At 60.8% G+C, this 23,054-nt stretch carries 20 protein-coding genes; 12 read left to right on the forward strand and 8 right to left on the reverse strand.

Annotation, left to right across the window (positions count from 1 at the left end; genetic code table 11):
• The first annotated feature begins 114 nt into the window (after positions 1-114).
• The 9 genes from CFBP1590_RS13220 to CFBP1590_RS13260 all read left to right on the forward strand — a co-directional run bounded on the left by CFBP1590_RS13220 (position 115) and on the right by CFBP1590_RS13260 (position 9,434).
• Positions 115-1,065, forward strand: coding sequence for a LysR family transcriptional regulator (locus tag CFBP1590_RS13220; protein ID WP_088235208.1), 951 nt, complete (start codon positions 115-117; stop codon positions 1,063-1,065).
• Between the two features lie 213 nt (positions 1,066-1,278).
• Entirely contained in the window at positions 1,279-2,739 is a 1,461-nt protein-coding gene (locus CFBP1590_RS13225) for a SidA/IucD/PvdA family monooxygenase (protein ID WP_029242709.1), read from the forward strand.
• Positions 2,736-3,710, forward strand: a complete 975-nt coding sequence (locus CFBP1590_RS13230) for an ABC transporter permease (protein WP_088235209.1) — start codon at positions 2,736-2,738, stop codon at positions 3,708-3,710. Before CFBP1590_RS13225 ends, CFBP1590_RS13230 begins: the two co-directional genes overlap by 4 nt.
• A complete protein-coding gene (locus tag CFBP1590_RS13235) occupies positions 3,707-4,627 on the forward strand; it encodes an ABC transporter permease (RefSeq protein WP_029242707.1) in 921 nt (306 codons plus the stop codon). The genes CFBP1590_RS13230 and CFBP1590_RS13235 overlap by 4 nt, the downstream gene beginning before the upstream one ends.
• Positions 4,624-5,628, forward strand: coding sequence for an ABC transporter ATP-binding protein (locus CFBP1590_RS13240; RefSeq protein ID WP_058432135.1), 1,005 nt, complete (start codon positions 4,624-4,626; stop codon positions 5,626-5,628). The genes CFBP1590_RS13235 and CFBP1590_RS13240 overlap by 4 nt, the downstream gene beginning before the upstream one ends.
• Complete coding sequence (locus CFBP1590_RS13245) at positions 5,618-6,631, forward strand: ABC transporter ATP-binding protein (protein WP_004885508.1); 1,014 nt, start codon at positions 5,618-5,620, stop codon at positions 6,629-6,631. Before CFBP1590_RS13240 ends, CFBP1590_RS13245 begins: the two co-directional genes overlap by 11 nt.
• A gap of 57 nt (positions 6,632-6,688) precedes the next feature.
• Positions 6,689-8,254 (forward strand): ABC transporter substrate-binding protein, encoded by a 1,566-nt coding sequence (locus CFBP1590_RS13250; protein ID WP_029242705.1) that lies wholly within the window; start codon positions 6,689-6,691, stop codon positions 8,252-8,254.
• A gap of 71 nt (positions 8,255-8,325) precedes the next feature.
• Positions 8,326-8,850, forward strand: coding sequence for a CMD domain-containing protein (locus tag CFBP1590_RS13255; RefSeq protein WP_029242704.1), 525 nt, complete (start codon positions 8,326-8,328; stop codon positions 8,848-8,850).
• Positions 8,847-9,434: a peroxidase-related enzyme gene (locus CFBP1590_RS13260; RefSeq protein ID WP_029242703.1), complete on the forward strand. Its 588-nt coding sequence runs from the start codon at positions 8,847-8,849 to the stop codon at positions 9,432-9,434. The genes CFBP1590_RS13255 and CFBP1590_RS13260 overlap by 4 nt, the downstream gene beginning before the upstream one ends.
• Positions 9,435-9,464: 30 nt before the next feature.
• On the opposite strand, the gene dhaL is transcribed toward CFBP1590_RS13260, so the two are convergent.
• From dhaL to CFBP1590_RS13295, 7 genes are all read right to left on the reverse strand, one after another.
• Complete coding sequence (dhaL, locus tag CFBP1590_RS13265) at positions 9,465-10,109, reverse strand: dihydroxyacetone kinase subunit DhaL (protein WP_025995847.1); 645 nt, start codon at positions 10,107-10,109, stop codon at positions 9,465-9,467.
• Between the two features lie 3 nt (positions 10,110-10,112).
• A complete protein-coding gene (locus CFBP1590_RS13270; RefSeq protein ID WP_025995848.1) occupies positions 10,113-11,114 on the reverse strand; it encodes a dihydroxyacetone kinase subunit DhaK in 1,002 nt (333 codons plus the stop codon).
• Positions 11,115-11,154: 40 nt separating this feature from the next.
• Positions 11,155-12,273, reverse strand: coding sequence for an MDR/zinc-dependent alcohol dehydrogenase-like family protein (locus CFBP1590_RS13275; RefSeq protein ID WP_088235210.1), 1,119 nt, complete (start codon positions 12,271-12,273; stop codon positions 11,155-11,157).
• Between the two features lie 27 nt (positions 12,274-12,300).
• Positions 12,301-13,056: an SDR family oxidoreductase gene (locus CFBP1590_RS13280; RefSeq protein WP_043303506.1), complete on the reverse strand. Its 756-nt coding sequence runs from the start codon at positions 13,054-13,056 to the stop codon at positions 12,301-12,303.
• Between the two features lie 213 nt (positions 13,057-13,269).
• The gene (locus CFBP1590_RS13285) at positions 13,270-14,280 is read right to left on the reverse strand and encodes a substrate-binding domain-containing protein (protein ID WP_088235211.1); all 1,011 of its coding nucleotides are present in this window, start codon (positions 14,278-14,280) and stop codon (positions 13,270-13,272) included.
• Between the two features lie 52 nt (positions 14,281-14,332).
• Positions 14,333-15,310 carry an ABC transporter permease gene (locus tag CFBP1590_RS13290; RefSeq protein WP_088235212.1) on the reverse strand — a complete coding sequence of 326 codons (978 nt, stop codon included), beginning with the start codon at positions 15,308-15,310 and terminating at the stop codon, positions 14,333-14,335.
• The gene (locus CFBP1590_RS13295) at positions 15,307-16,794 is read right to left on the reverse strand and encodes a sugar ABC transporter ATP-binding protein (RefSeq protein WP_088235213.1); all 1,488 of its coding nucleotides are present in this window, start codon (positions 16,792-16,794) and stop codon (positions 15,307-15,309) included. Before CFBP1590_RS13295 ends, CFBP1590_RS13290 begins: the two co-directional genes overlap by 4 nt.
• 279 nt (positions 16,795-17,073) lie before the next feature.
• Between CFBP1590_RS13295 and rpiB the strand changes: the two genes are divergently transcribed.
• The 3 genes from rpiB (at position 17,074) to CFBP1590_RS13310 (ending at position 21,209) form a co-directional block, all read left to right on the forward strand.
• The gene (gene rpiB, locus CFBP1590_RS13300) at positions 17,074-17,535 is read left to right on the forward strand and encodes a ribose 5-phosphate isomerase B (RefSeq protein WP_004885473.1); all 462 of its coding nucleotides are present in this window, start codon (positions 17,074-17,076) and stop codon (positions 17,533-17,535) included.
• A gap of 63 nt (positions 17,536-17,598) precedes the next feature.
• A complete protein-coding gene (locus CFBP1590_RS13305) occupies positions 17,599-18,579 on the forward strand; it encodes a sugar-binding transcriptional regulator (RefSeq protein ID WP_029242699.1) in 981 nt (326 codons plus the stop codon).
• Between the two features lie 263 nt (positions 18,580-18,842).
• Positions 18,843-21,209, forward strand: coding sequence for a membrane-bound PQQ-dependent dehydrogenase, glucose/quinate/shikimate family (locus CFBP1590_RS13310; protein ID WP_088235214.1), 2,367 nt, complete (start codon positions 18,843-18,845; stop codon positions 21,207-21,209).
• Positions 21,210-21,947: 738 nt separating this feature from the next.
• Here the strand turns inward: CFBP1590_RS13310 and CFBP1590_RS13315 are convergent.
• The gene (locus tag CFBP1590_RS13315; RefSeq protein ID WP_029242697.1) at positions 21,948-22,715 is read right to left on the reverse strand and encodes a helix-turn-helix transcriptional regulator; all 768 of its coding nucleotides are present in this window, start codon (positions 22,713-22,715) and stop codon (positions 21,948-21,950) included.
• Positions 22,716-23,054: the final 339 nt, after the last annotated feature.

Consider the following 23,054-nt stretch of genomic DNA (forward strand, 5'->3'; position numbering starts at 1 on the left):
ATCGTACTCCGTACAGGCGCGTCCGCTCCACACTGCGTGTAGACTTTTGCCACTCGTACGGCAAAGCCGCGCAACGCGCGCTCCGGCCATCATCGGTATCGATCAAGGGTTCTTATGGATTTGCGTCAACTTGAAGCCTTTGCGGCAGTGATGTCGGCGGGCAGTGTCACCGCCGCTGGCAAGATGCTCGGCCGCTCGCAGCCGTCGGTCACCCGGGTGATTCAGGAACTTGAGCAGGAGCTGGGTTTTGCGCTGTTCGAGCGCAGTGGGCCGAAGGTCACGCCGACGCACAAGGCCTTCATGATGTATGGCGAGGTAGAAAGTGCGCTGCTGGGCATTCGCAACATTCGCCAGCGCGCGCAGCATATCGCCGAGGAAGAGAATCATCAGATCAAGCTGGTGGCGATTTCGGCCCTGGCCGCCGGGTTGCTGCCCGCTGCGCTGGCACGCCTGCCCGAGCACTTGAAGCCACGGCAGATCCAGTTGCAGAGCATGTCGCCGGAAAATGTGGTGCAGGCGGTGCTGTCCAAGACCACGGACCTGGGGGCGGTGAGCCTGCCGCTGGAGCATCGCGGGCTGGAGATTCACTGGATAGGCGAAGCACCTTGCGTCGCTGTCCTGCCGGCCGATTCAGAGCTGGCCGCTTATGACGTGCTACCGATGGACGTGCTCGCGTGTCAGACGCTGATCACCATGGCCAATCCCTATCGGTTTCGTCGGCGCATCGACAAGGCGTTTCAGGCAGCGGGCGGCGAGTTGCCGCACATGCTCGATACCAACACGTCACTGATCGCCATGCAGATGGCCAGGGCAGGGCTGGGAGTCGCACTGGTCGATCCATTCACGGCCATGGGCGTGCCAATTCAAGGCGTAGTGGTGCGGCCGATTGCCTGCAATATCCCGTTTTTCTTCGGCCTGATTTCGGCGTTCGCCAGCCCGCACTCCGATGTGGCCCTTGCGCTGATCGATGAAATTGCCACCACCGCGAAGACGCTGTTGCCGGACATGGTCATGCATGAAGCCAGTGCTCACGACGCCCTGTTGCAGAGCATTTACGCAGAATAAGACCGTTCGGATGTTGGTAAAGATCGTCAGGACCTGACATTTAGGAATATCAATATGCCTTTTTGCGCGTTGCGGGAATAAAAAACGCCTTTTAGTATTCGGTTTTCGCATTCAAAGCCTTAATGAATTCATTTATTTCGTTATTGGAATGGATTTTGAAAGGTTGAATGAAAGCTCGGGTTGTCTGCCCGATCATTTGCCGAGTACCGATCAATGCCCCATGTAGATGCCCCCGCAGGTCTTGCGGCACTGGAAGCACGCTTGCGTCAGGACCTTGCCTGGCTGGACCTGCCTGCCAACCCGTGGGTCAAACCACGCCAGAGCGAGGGCAGGGCCGTGCTGGACGTTGCGATCATCGGCGGTGGCATGGCGGGGCTTGCGCTGGCGGCCGAGCTGCGCCATCTGGGGGTGGCCGCGGTGATATTCGATCAATCGCCCGCAGGCTATGAAGGCCCTTGGGCGACCACGGCGCGCATGCAAACCCTGCGCTCGCCCAAACAGCTCACGGGGCCGGCGCTCGGTCTTCCTGCGCTCACGTTCCGTGCCTGGTACGAAGCGCAGTTCGGCACCGAAGGCTGGGCGATGCTGGACAAGATTCCGCGCCTGCAATGGGCCGACTACCTGCGCTGGTACCGCAAGGTGTTGAGTCTGGATGTGCGTAATGAACACCGTGTCAGCCGGGTCGCACCCAGGGCGGACGGGTTGGTCGCGCTGGATATCGAAACACCGTCGCAGACTCTTTTCTTCGAGGCACGCCATGTGGTGCTGGCGACCGGCCGTGACGGACTGGGCGGTCCCTGGGTGCCTGAGTTCGCGAAATCGCTGCCTCGTCATCTTTGGGCTCACTCCGCTGACGGCTTGCAGGACGACTGGTTCGAGGGCAAGCGTGTCGCTGTGATCGGTGGTGGCGCTTCGGCCATGGACAGCGCCGCGACTGCGCTGGAGGCGGGCGCGACAGGCGTCGATCTGCTGATTCGCCGTGCAGTGCTGCCGCGCGTCAACAAGGGCAAGGGCGCAGGTAATCCGGGGATGGTCCACGGTTACTGGCGCCTGCCGGATGAGTGGAAGTGGCGCCTCCGTCATTACCTCAACACTCAACAGGTTCCGCCACCGCGCGGCAGTACGCTGCGGGTCTCCGGTTCCGGCAAGGCACGGTTTCTGCTCGGTTGTCCGCTGATGGGCGTCGAGCAGAATCCTGCGGGCGGCGTGTGGCTGGACACGCCGTCGGCACGGATCGAGGCGGACTTTGTGGTGTTCGCGACAGGTTTTCGGACCGACTTTGCGCAGCGGCCTGAGTTCGCACCGTTCTCCGCGCACATTCGCGTCTGGCAGGACCGCTTCAAGGCGTCTGCCGATGAACAGGATGCGGAACTGGCTCAATTGCCGGACCTGGGCAACTGCTTCGAGTTTCAGGAGAAAACGCCAGGTGCCTGCCCCGGAATCGAGCACATTCACTGCTTCAGCTACCCGGCAGCGTTGAGCTATGGCGCGGTGTCCGGTGACATCCCGGCCATCAGCGAAGGCTCCAAGCGACTGGCGCACGCATTGGTCGGGCAGTTGTTCAATGAAGACGTGGCGTTGCACTTTCAGGCCATGCGCGACTACGCCGATCCCGAATTGCTGGGTGACGAATGGGTCGCCAGCCAGCCGAATGCCGACGAGTTACGCTCATGATCGGCTGGGCATTGCGTCGGCTGACACAGTCATTGTTGGTGATTCTGCTGATGACCCTGGTGGTATTCGTCGGCCTGAACGCCATTGGCAATCCGATGGACATTCTGGTGGGCGAAGACCTCAATCAGGCCGAGCGCCTGCAGGCGATTGCGCATCTGGGGCTGGACAAGCCGCTGTGGCAGCAATACCTGATCTTTCTCAAGGGCGCGCTCCACGGCAATCTCGGCCAGAGCTTCGTTTACCACGAAGACGCGATGCGCCTGATTCTGCAACGCCTGCCAGCAACCTTCGAACTGGCCTTCAGCGCGCTGTTTCTGGCCGTGGTGATCGGCGTGCCGCTGGGCATGTTTGCCGGGACCTGGCCGGATCATCCGGTTTCGAAGCTGCTGATGGCGGGCAGCATTGTCGGCTTCTCGCTGCCAGCGTTCTGGGTGGCCTTGATGATGATCATGCTCTTCTCGATCACGCTGGGCTGGCTGCCCGCCAGTGGGCGCGGCGAGACTCGCGAGTGGCTGGGCGTGCAATGGTCATGGCTGACGCTGGACGGCCTGCAGCACTTGCTGTTGCCCGCGCTGAATCTGGCGCTGTTCAAGATTTCGCTGGTGTTGCGCCTGACTCGCGCCGGTGTGCGTGAGGTGCTGCCCCAGGAATTCGTCAAATTTGCCCGGGCCAAGGGCCTGTCGCCACTGCGGGTGATGTGCATGCACGTCATGCGCAACACCATGATCCCCGTGGTCACGGTACTGGCCATGGAGCTGGGTTCGACCATTGCCTACGCGGTGGTCACAGAAAGCATCTTTGCCTGGCCCGGCGCCGGCAAGCTGATTCTGGACAGCATCAACATGCTGGATCGCCCGGTGGTGGTCGCATACCTGATGGTCGTCGTGGTGATTTTCGTGGTGCTCAACCTGATCGTCGACGGCTTGTATTACCTGCTTGATCCACGCGTACGCGTCGAGGCTTCCCGATGAATGCCATCTCCAAAACAGCCACCGCCAGCGTCGGTCTGCAAGCGCAGTCGCCGTGGCGGCGCGTGGCGGTCGAGTTCACCCGCTCGCCGTCTGCCATGTTGGGTCTGGTGGTTCTGATGATCATCATTCTGGTCGCCGCGCTGGCGCCCTGGATCGTGGTGCAGAACCCTTACGACCTGATGCAGTTGAACGTCATGGATGCCCGCATGGCGCCCGGCAGTCCGAACATGGACACCGGTTACACCTATTGGCTGGGCACTGACGGCCAGGGGCGTGACCTGGTTTCAGCGATCATTTACGGCCTGCGCATCAGTCTGTGGGTCGGGATCGGTTCGGCACTGATCGCCGCCGTGATCGGCACGCTGCTGGGGCTGGTCTCTGCGTATGCAGGCGGCTGGGTCGATGCGCTGTTGATGCGTCTGGTGGACCTTCTGCTGTCGTTTCCGGTGATCCTCATGGCGTTGATGATTCTCGCCTGGCTGGGCAAGGGCGTCGGTAACGTGATGCTCACCCTGGTATTGCTGGAATGGGCGTATTACGCCCGCACTGCAAGGGGCCAGGCCCTGACTGAAAGCCGTCGCGAATACGTGGATGCGGCGCGCGGGCAGGGCATTGGTCCATGGCGCATTGTGATCGGTCATATTCTGCCCAACTGTCTGCCGCCGCTGATCGTCATCGGCGCGCTGCAGATTGCCCGCGCCATCACGCTGGAGGCGACCCTCTCGTTTCTCGGCCTGGGTGTGCCGGTCACCGAACCTTCGCTGGGGTTGCTGATTGCCAATGGCTTCCAGTACATGCTCAGCAATGAATACTGGATCAGTCTGTTTCCGGGGCTGGCGCTGTTGATCACCATCGTCGCGATCAATCTGGTGGGCGACCGTCTGCGTGATGTGCTGAACCCGAGGTTGCAGCGATGAGCCATCTTGAAGCAATACCGATGGCTGAACAGCCGACCCTTGATGTACGCGGCCTGTGCACCTCGTTCTATACCCGAGCAGGCGTGCTGCCGGCCGTGCGTGATGTGTCATTGAGCGTGCAACCGGGCCGGATTCTCGGGCTGGTCGGTGAATCGGGGTCGGGCAAATCGGTGACGGGGTTTTCCATTCTGGGACTGGTCGACGAGCCGGGCCGTATCAGCGCAGGTCAGGTGCTGTTCAAGGGGCGTGACCTGACGAAACTCACGGCCTCGCAATTGCGCGACGTGCAGGGCAATCGGGTGGCGATGATCTTTCAGGACCCGATGATGACCCTCAATCCTGTCCTGCGGGTCGACACGCAGATGGTGGAGGCCGTTCGCGCGCATCGTCCGGTCAGCAAGCGCGAAGCACGTGAGCACGCCAGCCGCACGTTGGCGCTGATGGGCATTGCCAGCCCTGAAGAGCGCCTGCGCGCCTACCCGCATCAATTGTCAGGCGGCATGCGTCAGCGTGTGGCGATTGCCATCGCGCTGTTGCACGCCCCGGACCTGATCATTGCCGATGAGCCGACCACCGCGCTGGATGTGACCATTCAGGCGCAGATTCTCAGCGAAGTGCAGAAGCTGGTCCGGGAGCAGGGTACGTCGCTGATCTGGATCACCCACGACCTGTCCGTGGTGGCCGGGCTGGCCGACGACGTGGCGGTCATGTACGCCGGGCGCATCGTCGAACAGGGCTCGGTCGCCGATGTGCTGGACCGCCCGCAACATCCTTATACCCAAGGGCTGATCGACAGCCTGCCCAGTCGTAACCGGCGAGGTCAGCGCCTGCGGCAGATTCCCGGCATGGCGCCGGATCTGCTGTCGATGCCGGAAGGCTGCGCGTTTGCCGCCCGTTGTCCAAGAGCCTCGTCGGTCTGTGCGCAGGAACCTGCGCCACGCGAAATCGCGCCCGGCCAGACGGTGCGTTGTTTTCATCCGGGAGCCGCCGATGTCCAGTGAACAGATTCCCCTGATCGAACTGCATCAGGTCAGCAAGACATTCGGCAAGCCGGTGGCTGAACGCTCCGTTCAAGGCGTTCTGCAGCGCCTGCACCTGACGCGACCCAGACCTGTCACCCATGCGGTAGATGGCGTGGACCTGTGCATCGCACGGGGCGAGGTGGTGGGACTGGTCGGGGAGTCCGGCTGCGGCAAGTCGACACTCGGGCGCATGGTCGCCGGACTGCTGCCGGTGTCTTCGGGCTCGGTGTCGGTGGACGGCAAGCCCGTCGACAACCTGACGGCCAGCGAGCGCAAGGCGTTGCGCCTCAAGGTACAGATGATCTTTCAGGACCCGTCGTCGAGCCTCAATCCGCGTCTGCGGGTCGACCGTATCGTCGGCGAAGGTGCGCTGCTGCATGGCCTGACCGACAGCAAAGGCATGGACGACTACGTCAGTGCGCAACTGCAGCGCGCCGGGCTCAGTCCGCAGTTGCGCCAGCGTTACCCGCACCAGTTCAGCGGTGGTCAGCGCCAGCGCATCGGTATTGCCAGAGCGCTGGCCGTGCAGCCCGAGCTGTTGGTGTGCGATGAGTCGGTCGCCGCGCTGGACGTGTCGATCCAGGCGCAGATTCTCAACCTGTTCATGGACCTGCGCGATGAGCTGGGCCTGACGTATCTGTTCATCAGCCATGACCTTGGGGTGGTCGAGCACCTGTGTGACCGGGTCGTCGTGATGTACCTGGGCCGTGTGGTCGAGACAGCATCGGTCGACGATCTGTTCGCCCGTGCCAATCATCCGTACACCCAGGCGCTATTGGCGCAGATCCCGCGTTTCGATATCCGCAGTACCCGTTATGACGCGATCAAAGGGGAAATCCCCAGCCCGCTGAACCCGCCTGCCGGGTGTCATTTCCATCCTCGTTGCCCGCACGCCATGGCGCGCTGCCGCGAAGAAGTTCCAGCGCTGAGGGAGGTTTCGCCGAACCACCGGAGCGCGTGTCACCTCAACGACAACCTCTGAACGAGCGCGCAGATGCTCGTGCTCCCTCTTGCCATTGATTGCGTACCAGGAATTCTCATGAAACCACTTGTTCGTTCCCTGTTAGCTTCAGCCCTTGTTCTGGCCGCAGGCAGTGCGGCGGCGCAGAGCCTGCGTATCGGCTATGCCGACCCGATCTCATCCCTCGATCCGCAACTGAACAACTACGCAGGAGACCGTTCGGTCGCATTGCATGCGTTCGAGTCGCTGGTCAGCCGCCGCGACGACAAGACGCTGCCTGGCCTGGCGAAAAGCTGGAAAGTGGTCGATGACACCACGTGGGAGTTCGACCTGCGTGATGACGTCAAATGGCAGGACGGCCAGCCGCTGACTGCGGATGACCTGGTGTTCTCCTTCGAGCGCGCCCGCAACGTGCCGGGCAGCGTGGCGTCCTACGCCGGAGCCACGCGCACGGTTGCATCCGTGACCGCCAGGGACGACCACACGCTGATCATCAAGACCCGCCTGCCCAACGCCAACCTGCTGCCGGACGTCGATTCGATCTACATCGTCAGCCGTCACGCAGGCGCCAACGCCAGCAGTGCCGACTACAACTCCGGCAAGGCCATGATCGGCACCGGGCCTTATCGTTTCGTGTCCTTCGTGCCGGGCGACCGGACGGTTTTTGAGCGCAATGACGCTTACTGGGGCGCGAAGCCGACCTGGGACAAGGTCGATTACCGCTTCATCGCCAACGCGGCCAACCGGACTGCCGCATTGCTGGCAGGTGACGTTGACGTGATCGACAAGGTTTCTCCGACCGATGTGGCACGCTTGCGCCAGACACCGACGGTCAAGGTCTATGCCTATCAGGGCCTGCGCGCGTTGCTGATTCAGCCGAGTTTCCGCGCTGGCCCCAACGAATTCATTCGCGACAATGCGGGCAAGCCGCTGCCCGAAAACCCGCTGCTCGACGTCAGGGTGCGCAAGGCACTGTCGCTGGCCATCAACCGTCAGGCCATCAATGAACGCATCATGCAAGGCACCGTGACCGAGGCCAATCAGTGGATGCCAGCCAATACCTTCGGTTACAACCCGGACGTGAAGAACATCCCGTATGACGCGAAGCAGGCCAAGGACCTGCTGGCACAGGCCGGTTTTCCCGAAGGCTTTCAATTGACCGTGCATGTGCCTGGCGATCGCTACCCGCAGGCACCGGAAGTGATGCAAGCCGTCGCGCAGTTCTGGTCGCGCATTGGCGTCAAGGTCCAGCTGGAAGTGCTGCCATGGGCGGTTTATGCCGGCAAGGCCAACAAGAACGAGCTGGCGATCAGCGTCATCGCCTGGGGTAACGGAACGGGCGAGGCGGCGTACGCGCTGACCAATATCCTGACCACCGTCGACAGCGCCAAAGGGCAGGGCGCATCCAACTGGGGTCATTACAGCAACCCGCTGGTGGACAAGGCGCTCGCTGATTCGACCGCCGAATTCGATGAAGCCAAACGCCGCCAGATTCTTCAGGACTCGGTCAAGGTCGTCAGTGATGACGTGGGCATCATTCCATTGTTCCACTATCAGAACATCTGGGCAGCGCGCAAAGGCCTGAAAGTCGAGCCACTGGTCAGCGACCGCACAGCTGCGACCATGGTCACCGAACAACCCTGATCTCTCTGCCTTCGCATCAGCATTTGACGCGCGGTGCGAAGGCCACACTCACAGTGAGAATGCCCATGACGTTGACGACTGAAGTTCACCCACAGCCGGATCTGCTCGACAGTCTGCTGAATATTGCGCCAGGCAGCCCTTTGCACCAGATCCGCCACGCGCGTGAAAAAGTGGCTTCGGCAACCCAAGGCAGTCAGAACCTGTTTTTCGATCCGGCGCTGGATAACGACCTGTCGCTGAGCGAGCGCCTGTGGGTGGCCTATTACGCCGCAAGGCTCGGCGAGCAGGCCACGCTGACCGCGCATTACCTGAAGCAATTGCAGGCTCTGGGAATAAAAGCTTCGGTACTGGCCGACGTCGATGCGGGCGCCATTGATGTACTGGACGATGCACGGCTGGCGGCGATTCTGCGTTTCACCCGCACGTTGATCGAGTCGCCGGTGCATGGTGATCAGGCCGCGCTGCTGGCATTGCAGCACGAAGGGTTGAGCACCGCCGAAATCGTGGTGCTCGCACAGCTGATTGCGTTTATGTCCTATCAAGTGCGTCTGGCCGCCGGGCTGGCTGCAATGCACTCTGCCGGAGCAGCCCAATGAGCGAGCTTATCGAAAGCAATGGCTTCACCAATCAGGTGCTTGGCTGGAAAGCCTGGCTGCCCACCGTCGATCTGAACAGCGCTATGCCTGAACAGCTCGCCGTGCTTGAAGAAAGCCATCCGCAGGCCAAAACCTCGGATTACTACCTGACCCTGGCGCATCACCCGGCGATTCTTCGTCAGCGTTCTCAGGCATTCAACGCCATCATGTACGCGCCAGGTGGTCTGTCCCGCGCCGAGCGGGAACTGGCCAGCACCGTGGTCTCTCGCATCAACCGCTGTGTGTACTGTGCCTCGGTGCATGCGCAGCGCTTCGAGCAACTGGCCAAGCGCAACGACGTCATCGCTCAGGTGTTCGCCGACCCGGCTACCGCAGGGACCAATGATCGGGAGCGCGCTATCGTCCGGTTCGCCATCGACCTGACGCTTGAACCCGCTTCGCTCAATGCCGGCAGTATCAGCGCGCTGCGCGAGCAGGGACTGGACGACGCGCAGGTGCTGGACCTGATTCATGCGATCTCGATTTTCGCCTGGGCCAATCGGTTGATGCTGAATCTGGGGGAGCCGGTGTTTCCTGAAGCCTGATAACCTCGGGATCAGCATCCGGTGCCACGGCTAGACCAGTCGTGGCTGCACCGAATCCGCCAGCCGGGTCAGGATCAGACAGCACGACACCGCGCCCGCATCCAGCACGCCGATAGAGCGTTCGCCCAGACGGCTGGCGCGGCCGATTTTGGCCATCAGGTCCCTGGTCGAGTCGCGTCCCTGTGAGGCTGCGCGTTTCATGGCTTCCAGCGCATCGTTGAACGAAGCGCCCGAGGCGTGGGCCTGTTCGAAGGCTTCGACGGCTGGAATCAAGGTGTCCATCAGGCACTTGTCGCCCACGCCCGCTTCGGTGATGTCCTGCAGGGACGTGAGCCCGCCGCGCAACAAATGGGCGAAGGTCGCTGCGTCGATCTGCTCACTGCCGCGTACTTCGTCGGCCATGCCAATGAACAGGCTGCCATACAACGGACCCATGGAGCCGCCGATGCCTTCCATCAGGCTCAGCGTAAGTTCATCGAGCGCCTCGGCAAGGGTCAGTTGTCGGCCCTCGATGCTGCGACCGCAGTGGGCAAAACCCTTGGCCATGTTGATGCCGTGGTCGCCATCACCGATGGCACCATCGACTTCACTGAGGTATTCACGGTTAGCCACGATCACGGTGACCAGATCGGTGACGATGGCGCTGCCGTCACGAGAGGAAAAATGCTGGCTCATGGTTCACTCCGCCTGGGTCATGCCGATGGAACGGCAAGGGTGGTCGATCAAGGTTTTCAGCTCGGCGTCCAGGCCCAGCAGGGTCAGGGTCACGCCCATCATTTCCAGGGACGTGAAGTAGTTGCCGACGTAGCAGCGATGAATGTTCAGGCCGCGCGCCTTGAGCTGGCGTTCGACTTCGGCGTAGAAGATGTACAGCTCCATGACCGGCGTTGCGCCGAGTCCCGACACCAGCACCACGACGCTGTCGTCCTGATGGAAATCCCGGTCAGCGAGAATCGGCGCCAGCATGCGTTCGGCCATGGCGGCGGCGGACTCGATGGGGATGACCTCAATGCCGGGTTCGCCGTGGTGGCCGATACCCAGTTCCATCTGGCCGTCCGGGATCTGGAAGTTGGGCTTGCCGACTGCCGCGATGGTGCAGGGCGTCAGGCCGATGCCGATGGAGCGGCACTGATCGACGGCTTTCTGGGCGACACGGATCACGCCGTCCAGGTCGTAGCCCAGCGCTGCGGCAGCGCCGCCGGTCTTCCACATGAAGATTTCACCGGCCACGCCGCGACGTTTGGCAATGTCGGCTTTGGGTGCCGAGGCCACGTCGTCATTGGCGACCACGGTGCGAATCTGCAAGTCCTTGCTGGCGGCCATTTTCATCGCCAGCTTTACGTTCATGTTGTCACCGGCGTAGTTGCCATACAGGCAGGCCACGCCAGCGCCACGATCAGCTGCGCGGAAAGCATCGAAGAAACTTTTGGCGGTAGGGGAAGAGAATATCTCGCCGACTGCCACGGCATCGACCAGGCCGGGGCCGACATAGCCGAGAAACGCTGGCTCGTGACCCGAACCGCCACCGGTGACGATGCCGACCCGGCCGTGGGGTGAAGGCGTGGTCTTGCTGATGACTCGGGGATTGCTGTCGCCTTGCGATAGCTCGGGATGCGCAACCAGAATGCCGCGCAGCATGTCCTCGACCACTTGGTCGGGATCGTTGATGACTCGATTCATAACGCGGTTTCCTGTGTTCTTTTTATAAGGAGCGTGCGTGTTACGGTTCCAGCACCACTTTCAGCGACTTGTCGCCGCGTTCCATCACAGCGAAGGCTTCCTTGAAATCGGCGAGGGGGAATTTGTGGGTGACCACGTCTCGCATGTCGATCTTGCGGTTGCCAATGAAATCGATGGCGCGTGGGTACATGTAGGGGCCCAGGTGTGAGCCCAGCACGTCCAGTTCCTTGCGGTCGCCGATGATTGACCAATCTACCGTGGCCTCGTCGTTGAACACACTGAATTCAACGAAACGACCCAGCTTGCGCAGCATCGCCAGACCCTGGTTGACCGCCTTGTGGTGTCCGGTGGCTTCTATATAGATGTCGCAGCCATAGCCTTCGGTGATTTCGCGAATTTTCGCCAGTACATCCACTTCGGCCGGGTTCCAGACTTCATCCGCACCCATGCGCAGGGCGAGGGCGGCGCGTTCGGGTTTCATGTCCAGCACGATGAGCTTTTTCGGGTTACGCATGCGCACCGCGCCGATGATGCCCAGGCCCAGCGTGCCGGCCCCGGCAACCACCACCACGTCGTCGAAATCGACATTGGCGCGTTCTGCTGCGTGCAGTGAGCACGCCAGCGGCTCGATCAGAATCGCCTCGTCCGGCGCGATGGAGTCGGGCACTTTGTGGATGATGCCTTCCTTGGTGAAGATCATGTATTGGGCCATCGCGCCCTGAACATTGTTCTGAAAACCATACAAGTCGTGCTTCTGGCACATCCAGTACTGACCGTGGTTGCAGAAGCGGCAGCCCCAGCACGGTACGATCTGCTCGGAAATCACCCGGTCGCCAATCTTCACCCCGCGTTTTTTTTCGGCACCCGGGCCGAGGGCGACCACGCGGCAAACGAACTCGTGGCCGGGAATCATAGGCGGTTTGACGTAGCGCGGCTGCTCGGCATCGCCCCAGAATGAGGGCGCGCCGCGATAGGTCTTGATGTCGCCCATGCAGATTCCGCACAGCTCGACCTTGGTCAGGATCTCATCAGGGCCGGGCGTCGGGACGTCGACCGTTTCAAGCCGGTAGTCTTCCGGGCCATGACAGACCACGGCCTGCATGGTGGCGGGAATCACGGGAGAGAGTTGTTCGGCGGTGCGTTCGGTAGCGGTGGACATGACGAAACCTCGCGACAGAAAAGGGGGTTACTGAATGCTGTAGCCGCCGTCGATCACCACGTTCTCTCCGGTGATCATGGCGGCGACGTCGCTGAGCAGGTAAAGCGCCAGCCCGGCAACTTCTTCCGGCTGGGCGAAGCGTCCCGCCGGGATCTGCAATCTGGCCTTTTCACCCAGCTCGCCCGCCCAGGCTTTCTTGCCCAGCGCGGTTTCGACGATGGTGGGGGAGATGGCATTGACGTTGATGTGCGGCGCCCACTCCATGGCCAGCACTTTAGTCATGCCGACCACCGCAGCCTTGCTGGCGCAGTAGGCGACGTGGCGATCCAGGCCGATCACTGCCGCCTGTGACGCCAGATTGACAATGCGCCCGCTGCCTTGGGCGAGCATGTGCCGAGCGCAGGCTTGGGCAACGAAAAAGCTGGCTTTCAGATTGATGTCCAGCGTGGTGTCCCAGGCGTCTTCGCTGACATCGACGGCCTTGTCCAGCAACGCGACGCCTGCGCTATTGATCAGATAATCCAGGCGCTTGAAGTGCTCAAAGGCGTGGTCGACGCTGCGTTGCACCTGATCGAGCTGACGCAGGTCCACGGCGATGCCAAGATGGCCGTCGCCCAGGCGTGCGGCGACTTCAACCACTGCGGGGTCACGATCAAGCAACGCAACCCGCGCACCGCGCTCCACCAGCAGGCTGGCACAGGCCAGACCGATCCCGGCCGCGCCGCCCGTGATGACGGCGCATTTGCCGGTAAGGTCGAAGGCCTGATTCCAGAATCCAGACATGAACATGACTCCTGTTGTTGGAGGGAACACACTGATCTTGCCCATCGCTCTGCGTGGGCATGCAGCCCGTGGCGCTCTGCGTCATATCCGAGAGCGGACGCGGAGCGTCCTGGGCGGCGTTCCCACGCAGAGCGTGGGAACGATCAGTTTCGTATTTCGCCATCAGAACTTGTGTGACGCCGAACGCAGCGCATCGGAACGATCAGCAGAGGGTTACTTGCCGCCACTCACCTGTTGATACAGCGCATCGGCGTTGGCGTCGGTCACCGGTACCCATGGCAGGATGTAGTTCTTGTCGGTGCCATCACCCCATTTCACGTCTTTGGCGTAACGCTCCCAGATCACGGACTGCGGCTTGTAATCCTTGCCGGCGAGGGCGCGAAGGGCGACGTCCAGCGCGCCCTGGGATTGGGCCTGGGCATCCTGCAGGAAGGTGGTCACTTCGTTTTTCTTGGCAGCCTGAATGGCGTCCGGCATGCCGTCGATGGAGGTGACGGGCACTTCAGCAGGGGTCAGGCCGCGTGATTTGACGGCTTGCAAGGCGCCGAGCGCCATGTCGTCGTTCTGGGCGATGATCCCGGAAATGCCGCCATTAGGGTGCGCATTGAGCCAATCTTCAGTCAGGGCTAGCGCTTCGGCACGCGACCAGTTGGCGGTTTTCATTTCAATGATCTTGATATCAGGGTGTTTCTTCAGGACTTTCATCTCGCCCTTTTCACGGTCGATCTGGGCCGACTGGCCAATCGGCCCCTGAATGATCACCACGTTGCCCTTGCCTTTGATCTTGTCGACCATGGCCTGAGCCTGCAGGCGTCCGCCCTCGACATCATCGTTGCCGACGTAGGGCACTTTGGTCCCGGCCACACGAGTGTTGGACGCGATGACCGGAATATCGTTTTCCATGGCGCGGGCCACGGTGCCGACGCCGGCCTTGGTGTCGATGGGCACGAAGATGATCGCGTCGTAGTGCTGGGTGATCATGGTTTCGATCTGGTTGTTCTGGGTCAGCGCGTCGTAGTTGCCGTCGAACACGGTGATTTGCACGGTGCCATCCTTGACCGCCGGGTGCTGCTTGAGCTCGCGAACCCAGTTCTGCATGAACTGGCCTTTGAGCCCGTAAACGGCTGCGCCGATCTTGTAGGTCTTGCCGTCAGCTGCCAGGGAAATGCTGCTGGCAAGCAGGGTGAGCGCCGCGACAGCGGCCAGGGATGTGCCGAATTTCATGATGAGAACTCCGTTATTGTTGTAGTCAGTCGTTCATTCAGAGGAAAAGCGATTAGCGTTTTTTCTTGCGCCACACGTCGATCAGTACTGCGAACACGATGATCAGGCCCTTGGCGACCTGCTGGTAATAGGAAGACACGCCGAGCAGGTTCAGGCCGTTGTTGATCACGCCAATCAACAGCGCGCCGAACAGGGTGCCAACGATGCTGCCCGTGCCGCCCGACAGGCTGGTGCCGCCGATGACCACAGCTGCGATGGCATCCAGCTCATACGACATGCCTGCCTGGGGCAGGGCGGACGTGGTGCGGGCGGACAGCACCACGCCGGCTAGCCCTGCCAGCAATCCGGAAACCACGTACACCGAGAACATCACCTTGCGCACGCCGATGCCTGAGGTGCGGGCGCTTTTCTCGTTGCCACCCACGGCGTACACGTAGCGGCCGTAGGTGGTGTAACGCAGCACCATCCAGAAAATCAGCGCCACCACAGCGAAGATGATGATCGGCACACCAATCGGACCGATTCGCCCGGTGCCCAGCGCCAGATAGGCTTCAGGCAGGTCAGTCACCGGGCTGCCATCGTTGAGAATGAAGGTCATGCCGCGGGCGATGCTGAGCATGCCTAGGGTCGCGACAAACGGCGGAATCGACAGATTGGCGACCATGAAGCCGTTGACCACCCCGAGCATTGCCCCGGCGAACATCCCGGCACTGACCGCCGCCAGCAATCCATAGCCCTGAGTCGCAACCAGCGCGCTGCACAGCCCGGCGAACGCCAGAATCGAACCGACTGAAAGGTCGATGCCTTTGGTCAGGATCACGTAGGTCATGCCGACCGCGAGAATGCCGTTGATGGAGGTCTGGCGCAGGATGTCCATCCAGTTGCGCCAGGTCATGAAGTATTCGCTGGAGAACGCCATCACGATACACAGCACGATGAACACCAGCGGCAGGCCGAAACGGTCCAGGGACAGACGCAGGCGGATTCGGGGTGCAGCGTTAGCGGGGGCGATGACGGTTTTGGCATTCATGAGGCAAGACTCAACAGGGCTTCCTGGGAAAGGTCGGTGTCGCTGCTGATGGTTACCAGCTTTCCGGCCTTGAATACGGCGATTCGGTCACTCAGGCGCAACAGTTCCGGCGCTTCCGAAGACACCACGATGGCAGCGCCACCGGCGCGCACGAACTGGTCCAACAGGTGATAGATCTCCTGCTTGGCGCCTTCGTCGATGCCCCGGGTCGGCTCATCGCACAGCAGGCAGACGGGCTCGGTGGACAGGCACTTGGCGAGCACCACTTTTTGCTGATTGCCGCCACTCATGGAGGCGACGGGCAGGTCCAGTGAAGTGGTCTTGATCTGCAGGCGTCTGACCATGTCTTCGGCTAGACGGCTTTCCTTGCGTGCGTCGATCAGCGACCAGGTCGACAGACGCTTGTACGCCGAGAGGGCAATGTTGGAGAGAATGCTGCTGGTCAGCACCAGGCCGCTGTCCTTGCGGTCTTCGGTCACCAGCGACATGCCTGCGCGTATCGTTGCCTTGGGCAGGCCGACCGGCATGGGCTTGCCCTGCAGGGTAACGGTGCCTGAGTCCGGCGTGGTCAGTCCGTATATACAGTTGAGAAATTCGCTGCGTCCCGAGCCCATCAGGCCATAGATGCCGAGAATCTCGCCCTGACGCAGTTGCAGGCTGATGTCGTGGAATTCGCCGTTGCGACTCAGGCTTTCAACGTTCAGGCAGCATTCGGCAGCGCATTCGCGACCGACTTTGTGGTCGATGCGCGTCAGCTCCTGGCCAACGATGCCGCGCACCAGATGGGCGCGATCAATGTCCGCCATGCGGCCGGTTTCGACAAAAGCCCCATCGCGGAAGATGGTGTAGTCATCGGCGATCTGCGCCAGCTCACTGAGGCGGTGTGAGACATAGACAATACCGGCGCCTCGCGCGGTCAGGCGCCGAATGGCCTTGAACAGCGTTTGTGCTTCGCGCTCGCCGATGGCCGAGGTGGGCTCATCCATGATCATGACTTCGCAGTCGTGACTGAAAGCCTTGGCGATTTCTACCAGTTGAATCTGCGCCACGCTCAGGCGATGCATGGGGCTGGTGGCCTCGACCTCGAATTCCAGGCTCTCCAGCAGCTCGCGGGTGCGCCTGTTGAGCTCGCGGGTATCGACAATGCAGCCCGCACGACGCGGCTCGCGGCCCAGCCAGATGTTTTCGGCGACGGTCATGTACGGGATGGGTTCGAGTTCCTGGGTGATCATCGCGATCCCGGCAGCCAGCGCATCGCCTGGACGATTGAACTGCACCGGATTGCCGTTGAGCAGGATGGTCCCGGCGTCACGCTGGGTGATGCCCATCAGGATACTGAGAAAGGTCGATTTGCCTGCGCCGTTGCCGCCGCACAGGGCGTGAACGCTGCCTGCGCGCAACGAGAGACGGCCGTCACGCAGGGCAGGGATGCCGGCGTAGGCCTTGGCGACATGTTCAGCCTGGAGCAGTAATGGCATAGCCATCGGCGTGTCCTCGTGCTGTGAATTCTTATTAGGTGCACTGGTGTGGCTCAGTGAGCATATGTGTATCAAATGAAATTCTGTGCAGTCAATCTCTTTCATCGATAAATTTCGAAAGGCTTTTAAATCGGGGTTAAAGCCGGTTTTTAAGCGATCGTTTGAATATGCGTCGAAAACTTGCTTGACAGTATCCCGGTATTATCTGAGAAATAAGTGATCGGAATTTCACCGATTGAACATTTGGTCAGTGATATGTGACCCCCGGCAGTGGAGCCAAACGCCATGAACACACTTTTCCCGGTGGCTATCGGATGCGACGAAGCGGGTTATGAACTCAAAGAGTTGTTGAAGCGGCACATCGAAACGCTGGGGCACCCGGTAACCGACTTCGGCACCCACTCGACAGCGCCGGTGCTGTATCCGGACATCGCCCTTGCCGTGGCAACCGCCATCAATGCCGGGCAGCAGCGGCTGGGCATACTGGTGTGCGGGACGGGAATCGGCATGGCGATCTCGGCCAACAAGGTACTAGGCATTCGTGCAGCGCAGGCCCACGACACTTATTCGGCAGAACGGGCGCGCAAGAGCAACGATGCGCAGATCCTGTCCATCGGTGCGCGGGTGATCGGCGTGGAGCTGGCGAAAAGCATCGTCAAGTCATTTCTGGAGTCGGAGTTCGAGGCGGCGCGCTCGGGTGCCAAGGTCGACCGCATCAGCGCCATCGAGCGCGACGGGCATCAGTAGTGGACGCAGAGGGCCGGGAGTAGGGAGAATGCGCCTTTGACGTCGAAACGGAAGCCCGTCCACATGAGTGACAGTAACCAGCGCATGGCCAGCGACATCGATCTGATGACCGAGGTCGCGATGCTTTATTACCTCGAGAACGTCACTCAGGAAGCCATCGCCAAACGTTTTGACCTGTCCCGCGCAAAAGTCAGTCGATTGCTCAAACGCGCGCGTGACGAAGGCATTGTCGAAGTGCGTGTTCTGCAGCATCCGGCGATGAACAATGAACTCGAGCAGGCGCTGGTCGAGCGCTTTCAACTGGATCGCGCTCTGATTGCAGTCGATCACAGCGACCCCGACACCCAGCGTTCTGCCGTCGCGAGTCTGGTTGCCAATTACCTGAACAAGACCCTGGGCGACGGCATGATCGTCGCCGTCGGCATGGGCCGCAATGTGGGTGCGGTGGCGGACAATGTGTTCCTGCCCGTGACCCGCAACTGCACCTTTGTCTGTGCCATCGGCGGCTCGCTCAAGGCAGGCGAGTACATGAACCCCGATCACATCTGTCGGCGTCTGGCGCTGCGTTTCGGTGGCGAAAGCGAAAGCCTGTACGCCCCGGCGCTGGTCGCCAATCCTGAATTGCGTGGCGTGCTGATCAATAACGACACCGTGCGTTCTACCCTGGACCGTGCGCGACGTGCCGACATTGCCTTGATCGGCATCGGTGACATGAGTGAGAACAGCAACATGGTGCGCATGGGCTGGTTCTCGCCACAGGAAATCGCTCAGGCCCGGCTGTCCGGCACGGTCGGCGACATGATGGGCTACGACTTCATCGACATTCATGGCCAGCCTGCGGTCAATGCCATTCAGGGCAGGGTGATCGGGCTGACGGTGCAGGAGCTGTTTCGCATCCCGGATGTGGTGGCCATCGCCAGCGAAAACACCAAGGCGGCGGCGACACTGGGCGCTTTGCGTTCCGGTGTGATCAACACCCTCGCGACCACTGTGACCAACGCTCACACCATCCTTGCGCTGGATGACGCCACGCGCAAAGTATGATGACCTGACGGTTTGTTGCCTTGCCAACACTTTCATAAACCGCTTTACTGCGTTTCAGTGCCGAACAGGTATGTCGTCAGACAACCTTTTCGGCTGGCTGGATGCAGGTCTCGTGGAAGGCACCACCACGTCTTCTAAATCGCACTGTCGTTCAGTAAACGCGGGACCGTGGGGGGCGGCTTGTCGGCGATGGCTTCAGCCGCCGCTTGAAAAACACGCGCTCAACACACGGTTTCATCACATAACAAGAAAGGACAGGGACGATGATTTTAAGAGCGACAGGTATCGTGATGGCGATACTGAGCATTGCGCTGCTTTATATGGGAGCACAACTGGTAGCGGTGGGCGGCTCCCCGGCTTATTCGGTGATTGCCCTGGGCGTGCTGGCCACCGCAGTACTGGTGTTTCTGAAGAAAAAATCGGCGTTGACGCTGTATGCGCTGCTGATGTGGGGGATTGTGCTGTGGATCGTCTACGAAGTCGGCTTTGATAAATGGCAGTGGATTCCACGGGGCGACCTGTTCGCGCTGATCGGTTTCTGGCTGGCAATGCCTTGGGTAGTGCGCCCGTTATTGCGCAACCAGGCTGCCGGCAGCAATCGCGGCTTTCACCCTTTTCTGGGCAGCACTGTCGCCATCATGGCGCTGATCGTGATTGCGCTCATGTTCTACGACCCCTATGCAGTGAAGGGCCAGATTGGCACCTCGACCGCATCACGCAGTACCGAGGTCGCTGGTAATGAATGGGCGGCTTATGGCGGCACCCCAAGCGGTCAGCGTTTCTCGAGTCTGGATCAGATCAATCCGCAGACCATCAACAAACTGTCGGTGGCCTGGGAGTACCACACCGGTGATCTGCGTGACGCGGGCAAGGATGCTGGCGAATACACTTTCGAAGCCACGCCGTTGAAGGTCAACAACCGCGTATATGTGTGCACCCCTCATAACGAAGTACACGCCATCAACCCGGAAAACGGCAAGCCGGACTGGAAATACACCCCGGAGAAAATCCGTTCCTACCTCCAGCAGCACCAGACCTGTCGTGGCGTGAGTTACTACGCAGCGCCTGCGGCTCAGAATGCACCGGCAGCGCAGTGCGAAAAACGCATCATCATGGCCACAGCGGACGCCAGGCTGGTTGCGCTCGATGCCGACACCGGCAAGCTCTGCAGCGATTTTGGCAGCAATGGTGTAGTCGATCTGCACGACAACATGGGCAACGTCCGCCCACACGCCCTGATGCAGACCGCCGCGCCACTGGTAGCCGGGGATCTCATCGTGCTCGGTGGCTCGGTGATGGATAACGGTTATGACCAGGGCAACCCGTCAGGCGTGATTCGCGCCTACAACGTCGCCACCGGCAAGCTGGTCTGGAACTTCGATCCCGATAATCCACAAAACACCGCGCCTGTTTCCGCAGAGCAGAACTATCCGCAGGACACCCCGGTGGCATGGGCCACGTTGAGTGCCGACCTGAAAAACGGTCTGGTGTACGTGCCGTTCGGCAATGCGTCGCCTGACGAAACCGGCACGCGTCGCGACCCGAACAGCAATACCGAAAAATTCCGTGACGCACTGGTGGCGCTGGATCTGAAAACCGGTGCGTTCAAATGGAAGTTCCAGACCTCCCACAACGACCTGTGGGATCGCGATAACCCGTCGCAGCCTTCGTTGCTTGATCTGGGCAAGGAGGGCAGCAAACAGCCTGCACTGCTGTTGCCGACCAAGGTGGGTAACATCTTTGTCCTCAATCGTCTGACCGGTGAACCGATCACGCCTGTCGATCAGGCCAGGGTGCAGACAGCAGGTGGCGTGCCGGGTGAACGCTTTGCGCCGACACAGCCGGTTTCAAGGCTCAACTTCATTCCGCCGCCGCTGACCGAGAAGTCGATGTGGGGCGTCACGCCGTTCGATCAGATGGCCTGCCGCACCACCTTCAACACGCTGCGCTACGATGGTAATCCCTGGACGCCGGCCACCGAGTCCGGTTCGCTGATCTATCCCGGAAACATCGGGGTATTCAACTGGGGCTCTGTAGCGGTAGATCCTGACCGGCAGATTCTGGTAGCAACGCCTGTGCGTCTGGCCTACATCTATAACCTGATCAAGCGTCCCGAGCAGGATCAGGAGAAGCGTCTGTTCACCAAGGATGGCAAGCCGTACTGGAACGAAAACTTCAACGGCGATTATGCGATCCGCATCTCGCGACTGGCATCTGGCCTGGGTATCCCTTGCACCGCGCCGCCCTGGGGCAGCATGGTCGGTGTGGATCTGAACACTGGCAAGACCGAATGGAAACGCCGGGTCGGCACGACCAAGAACCTCAAGACCACTTTCATGGAAGACCGCTTTCCAGTCGGGTTCCCGATGGGAATGGTGGCCCATGGCGGTCCGTTGGTCACGGCAGGCGGTGTGGTTTTTCACGGGGCAACGGCTGACAACTTCATCCGCGCCTACGACGTGAACACCGGCGAAGCGCTCTGGCAATACGAACTGCCCGCAGGTGGGCAGGCGACGCCTTCTACCTACATCGGAAGCGATGGCAAGCAATACGTGATCATCTCCGCAGGTGGCCACGGTTCTCTGGGCACGACGCTGGGTGACAGCGTGATCGCGTTTCGTCTGAACTGAGCAGCACGCCTGTCGTTATACACAAGTCCGCAAGACGCGCAAAACGGGGGGGCAAAATGAAGGTGACTGACTGAATGCATACCCCGTGGGAGGCGGCTTGCCGGCGATGGCGTCCGTTCAGTCACTGATAGGTCGCTTCAGAAAAAGCGTCGCCGGCAAGCCGCCTCCCACAGTCCGTGGTCGCAGCAAGACTCGGGTATAACGCTGAGCACAAGCATGGGCATGATCGGCTTGCTTGAGATCACGCTGATCGTTCCTACGCTCCGCGCTCATCGTTATACACAAGTCATCTGGCTATCCAGTGAGACAGCGGCACTCCCGTGCTTTTTTGCGCGATAGTGCGGACACCGCCGATTGCGACGTGGGTGAAGGCTGAGTCCTGGCGCTGATTCGGGGGGCAATCGGCATGGATGCCGATTGAGCTGCACTGGGCCATGGATGGCCCATTTGCAGCGACCCCCGAATCAGTGTCAGGACGAAGGAACCCCGGCGAAGCCGGGGCTGGAACCGGAGCGAAGGACTTTGGCTACTTTGGTCCCTCAAAGTAGCGCGCCGTAAGGGCGCAAAGGTGACCTGAGCCGGGCGCTCGGCTCACTGAGTCCACAGTCTGTGCCATTTGTGACGCGGAGCGTCACGGGAGGCATGCCCACGCGGAGCGATGGGCACGATCAGTATCAGAAAGGGCCATGCGCTGACGCGTCATGGCCCTTTTTTCCTACGCAATGAGACCTGTACGGCTTACGGGCCGGCCATCCATCTCGCCAGACTGTGTCGGCCACTGACGCCAAGCTTGGCGGTTGCGCGTTTCAGGTAGGTTTCCACCGAACTGTTCTTGAGGTTCAGTCTTTGTGCCATCTCTGCAACCGAGCCACCGGTCAGCAGGCCGATGCAGACTTCCTGCTCGCGCGCCGACAGCGTGATTGCGTCCTGCGCCAGACGCCCGCTGAACGCTTCATCGATCGAGCCAGGCTCGGATTCGATCTTTTCCGCAGCAGATTGCACCAGCAGCTGTGAGTGGTGCTCGACCAGCGGCAATAGGGTGTCGGAGAGACTCTTGAGCAATGACAACTCGGTCAGCGAGAAAGCTTTGGAACCGGCCAGTCGATAAAAGCAGATGATGCGGCGCAGTTCGCCGCTGCTGGACACCAGGCTGCAGACCTGAATGTCACGACGTGCCGATTTCTGTCCAACAGGCACTCGGGTCTGAACCAGCAGAGAGGCGTCCATGTGCACGATGCTCTGCAGCAACGATTGCTGAAGGGTTTCAGATGCGCAGATATCGTGCTGAACGCCCGCACCACCCAGGCGGGTCACGCGCTCGACACCTGACTGAGCCGCATCAAGCGCCCACTCGCACAGAACAATCCCCTGGACCGAGACCAGCGTGTCGACCAGTTGCAACATTTGCCCGGCAAATGACGAGCTGCCAGTGCTGGAAACCAGTTGGCCGAGTTCCTGATAGAAACGCGGGTCGTGGCTGGCATTCGGCGAGCGTGTCGATTTCATCTTTTAGCCTCCTTGACTCTGTCCGTGCATGAGCGCCGCCCTGACATTGACCTTCGACAGGGTGACGGCAGATACAGCGGATGATTCGGCGTATTCAACCGAAGGATCCATCCGACGTCTGTAGCAGAAAACAGGGACAGTCCTGCCACCCCATTTCGCACGCTGGACAGGCAAGGACAGAGATCGGTGGATGCAGCAGCATCCCGTGCAGGGGCCGAGGCGTCTAGGTCGGGCAATTGAGTAATGGCTATGAGCCAGCGTCCGGGTTAAGCGGGACATACAGTGTCAACATGCCAGTGCTTCAATTCCCGACTAAATTTCCAGGAAGGACTTTGAGAC

The sequence above is a fragment of the Pseudomonas viridiflava genome (assembly GCF_900184295.1).
In the GTDB taxonomy this organism is placed as follows: Bacteria; Pseudomonadota; Gammaproteobacteria; order Pseudomonadales; family Pseudomonadaceae; genus Aquipseudomonas; species Aquipseudomonas viridiflava.

Excerpts from the sequence above, each read along its gene's own strand:
- CFBP1590_RS13295 (WP_088235213.1), bottom strand. The coding sequence starts at position 16,794 with ATGGCTATGCCATTACTGCTCCAGGCTGAACATGTCGCCAAGGCCTAC.
- CFBP1590_RS13270 (WP_025995848.1), bottom strand. The coding sequence starts at position 11,114 with ATGAATCGAGTCATCAACGATCCCGACCAAGTGGTCGAGGACATGCTG.
- CFBP1590_RS13285 (WP_088235211.1), bottom strand. The coding sequence starts at position 14,280 with ATGAAATTCGGCACATCCCTGGCCGCTGTCGCGGCGCTCACCCTGCTT.
- CFBP1590_RS13310 (WP_088235214.1), top strand. The coding sequence starts at position 18,843 with ATGATTTTAAGAGCGACAGGTATCGTGATGGCGATACTGAGCATTGCG.
- CFBP1590_RS13275 (WP_088235210.1), bottom strand. The coding sequence starts at position 12,273 with ATGTCCACCGCTACCGAACGCACCGCCGAACAACTCTCTCCCGTGATT.
- CFBP1590_RS13250 (WP_029242705.1), top strand. The coding sequence starts at position 6,689 with ATGAAACCACTTGTTCGTTCCCTGTTAGCTTCAGCCCTTGTTCTGGCC.
- CFBP1590_RS13315 (WP_029242697.1), bottom strand. The coding sequence starts at position 22,715 with ATGAAATCGACACGCTCGCCGAATGCCAGCCACGACCCGCGTTTCTAT.
- dhaL (WP_025995847.1), bottom strand. The coding sequence starts at position 10,109 with ATGAGCCAGCATTTTTCCTCTCGTGACGGCAGCGCCATCGTCACCGAT.
- CFBP1590_RS13260 (WP_029242703.1), top strand. The coding sequence starts at position 8,847 with ATGAGCGAGCTTATCGAAAGCAATGGCTTCACCAATCAGGTGCTTGGC.
- CFBP1590_RS13305 (WP_029242699.1), top strand. The coding sequence starts at position 17,599 with ATGAGTGACAGTAACCAGCGCATGGCCAGCGACATCGATCTGATGACC.
- CFBP1590_RS13280 (WP_043303506.1), bottom strand. The coding sequence starts at position 13,056 with ATGTCTGGATTCTGGAATCAGGCCTTCGACCTTACCGGCAAATGCGCC.
- CFBP1590_RS13240 (WP_058432135.1), top strand. The coding sequence starts at position 4,624 with ATGAGCCATCTTGAAGCAATACCGATGGCTGAACAGCCGACCCTTGAT.
- CFBP1590_RS13235 (WP_029242707.1), top strand. The coding sequence starts at position 3,707 with ATGAATGCCATCTCCAAAACAGCCACCGCCAGCGTCGGTCTGCAAGCG.
- rpiB (WP_004885473.1), top strand. The coding sequence starts at position 17,074 with ATGAACACACTTTTCCCGGTGGCTATCGGATGCGACGAAGCGGGTTAT.
- CFBP1590_RS13245 (WP_004885508.1), top strand. The coding sequence starts at position 5,618 with ATGTCCAGTGAACAGATTCCCCTGATCGAACTGCATCAGGTCAGCAAG.
- CFBP1590_RS13290 (WP_088235212.1), bottom strand. The coding sequence starts at position 15,310 with ATGAATGCCAAAACCGTCATCGCCCCCGCTAACGCTGCACCCCGAATC.
- CFBP1590_RS13230 (WP_088235209.1), top strand. The coding sequence starts at position 2,736 with ATGATCGGCTGGGCATTGCGTCGGCTGACACAGTCATTGTTGGTGATT.
- CFBP1590_RS13225 (WP_029242709.1), top strand. The coding sequence starts at position 1,279 with ATGCCCCATGTAGATGCCCCCGCAGGTCTTGCGGCACTGGAAGCACGC.
- CFBP1590_RS13220 (WP_088235208.1), top strand. The coding sequence starts at position 115 with ATGGATTTGCGTCAACTTGAAGCCTTTGCGGCAGTGATGTCGGCGGGC.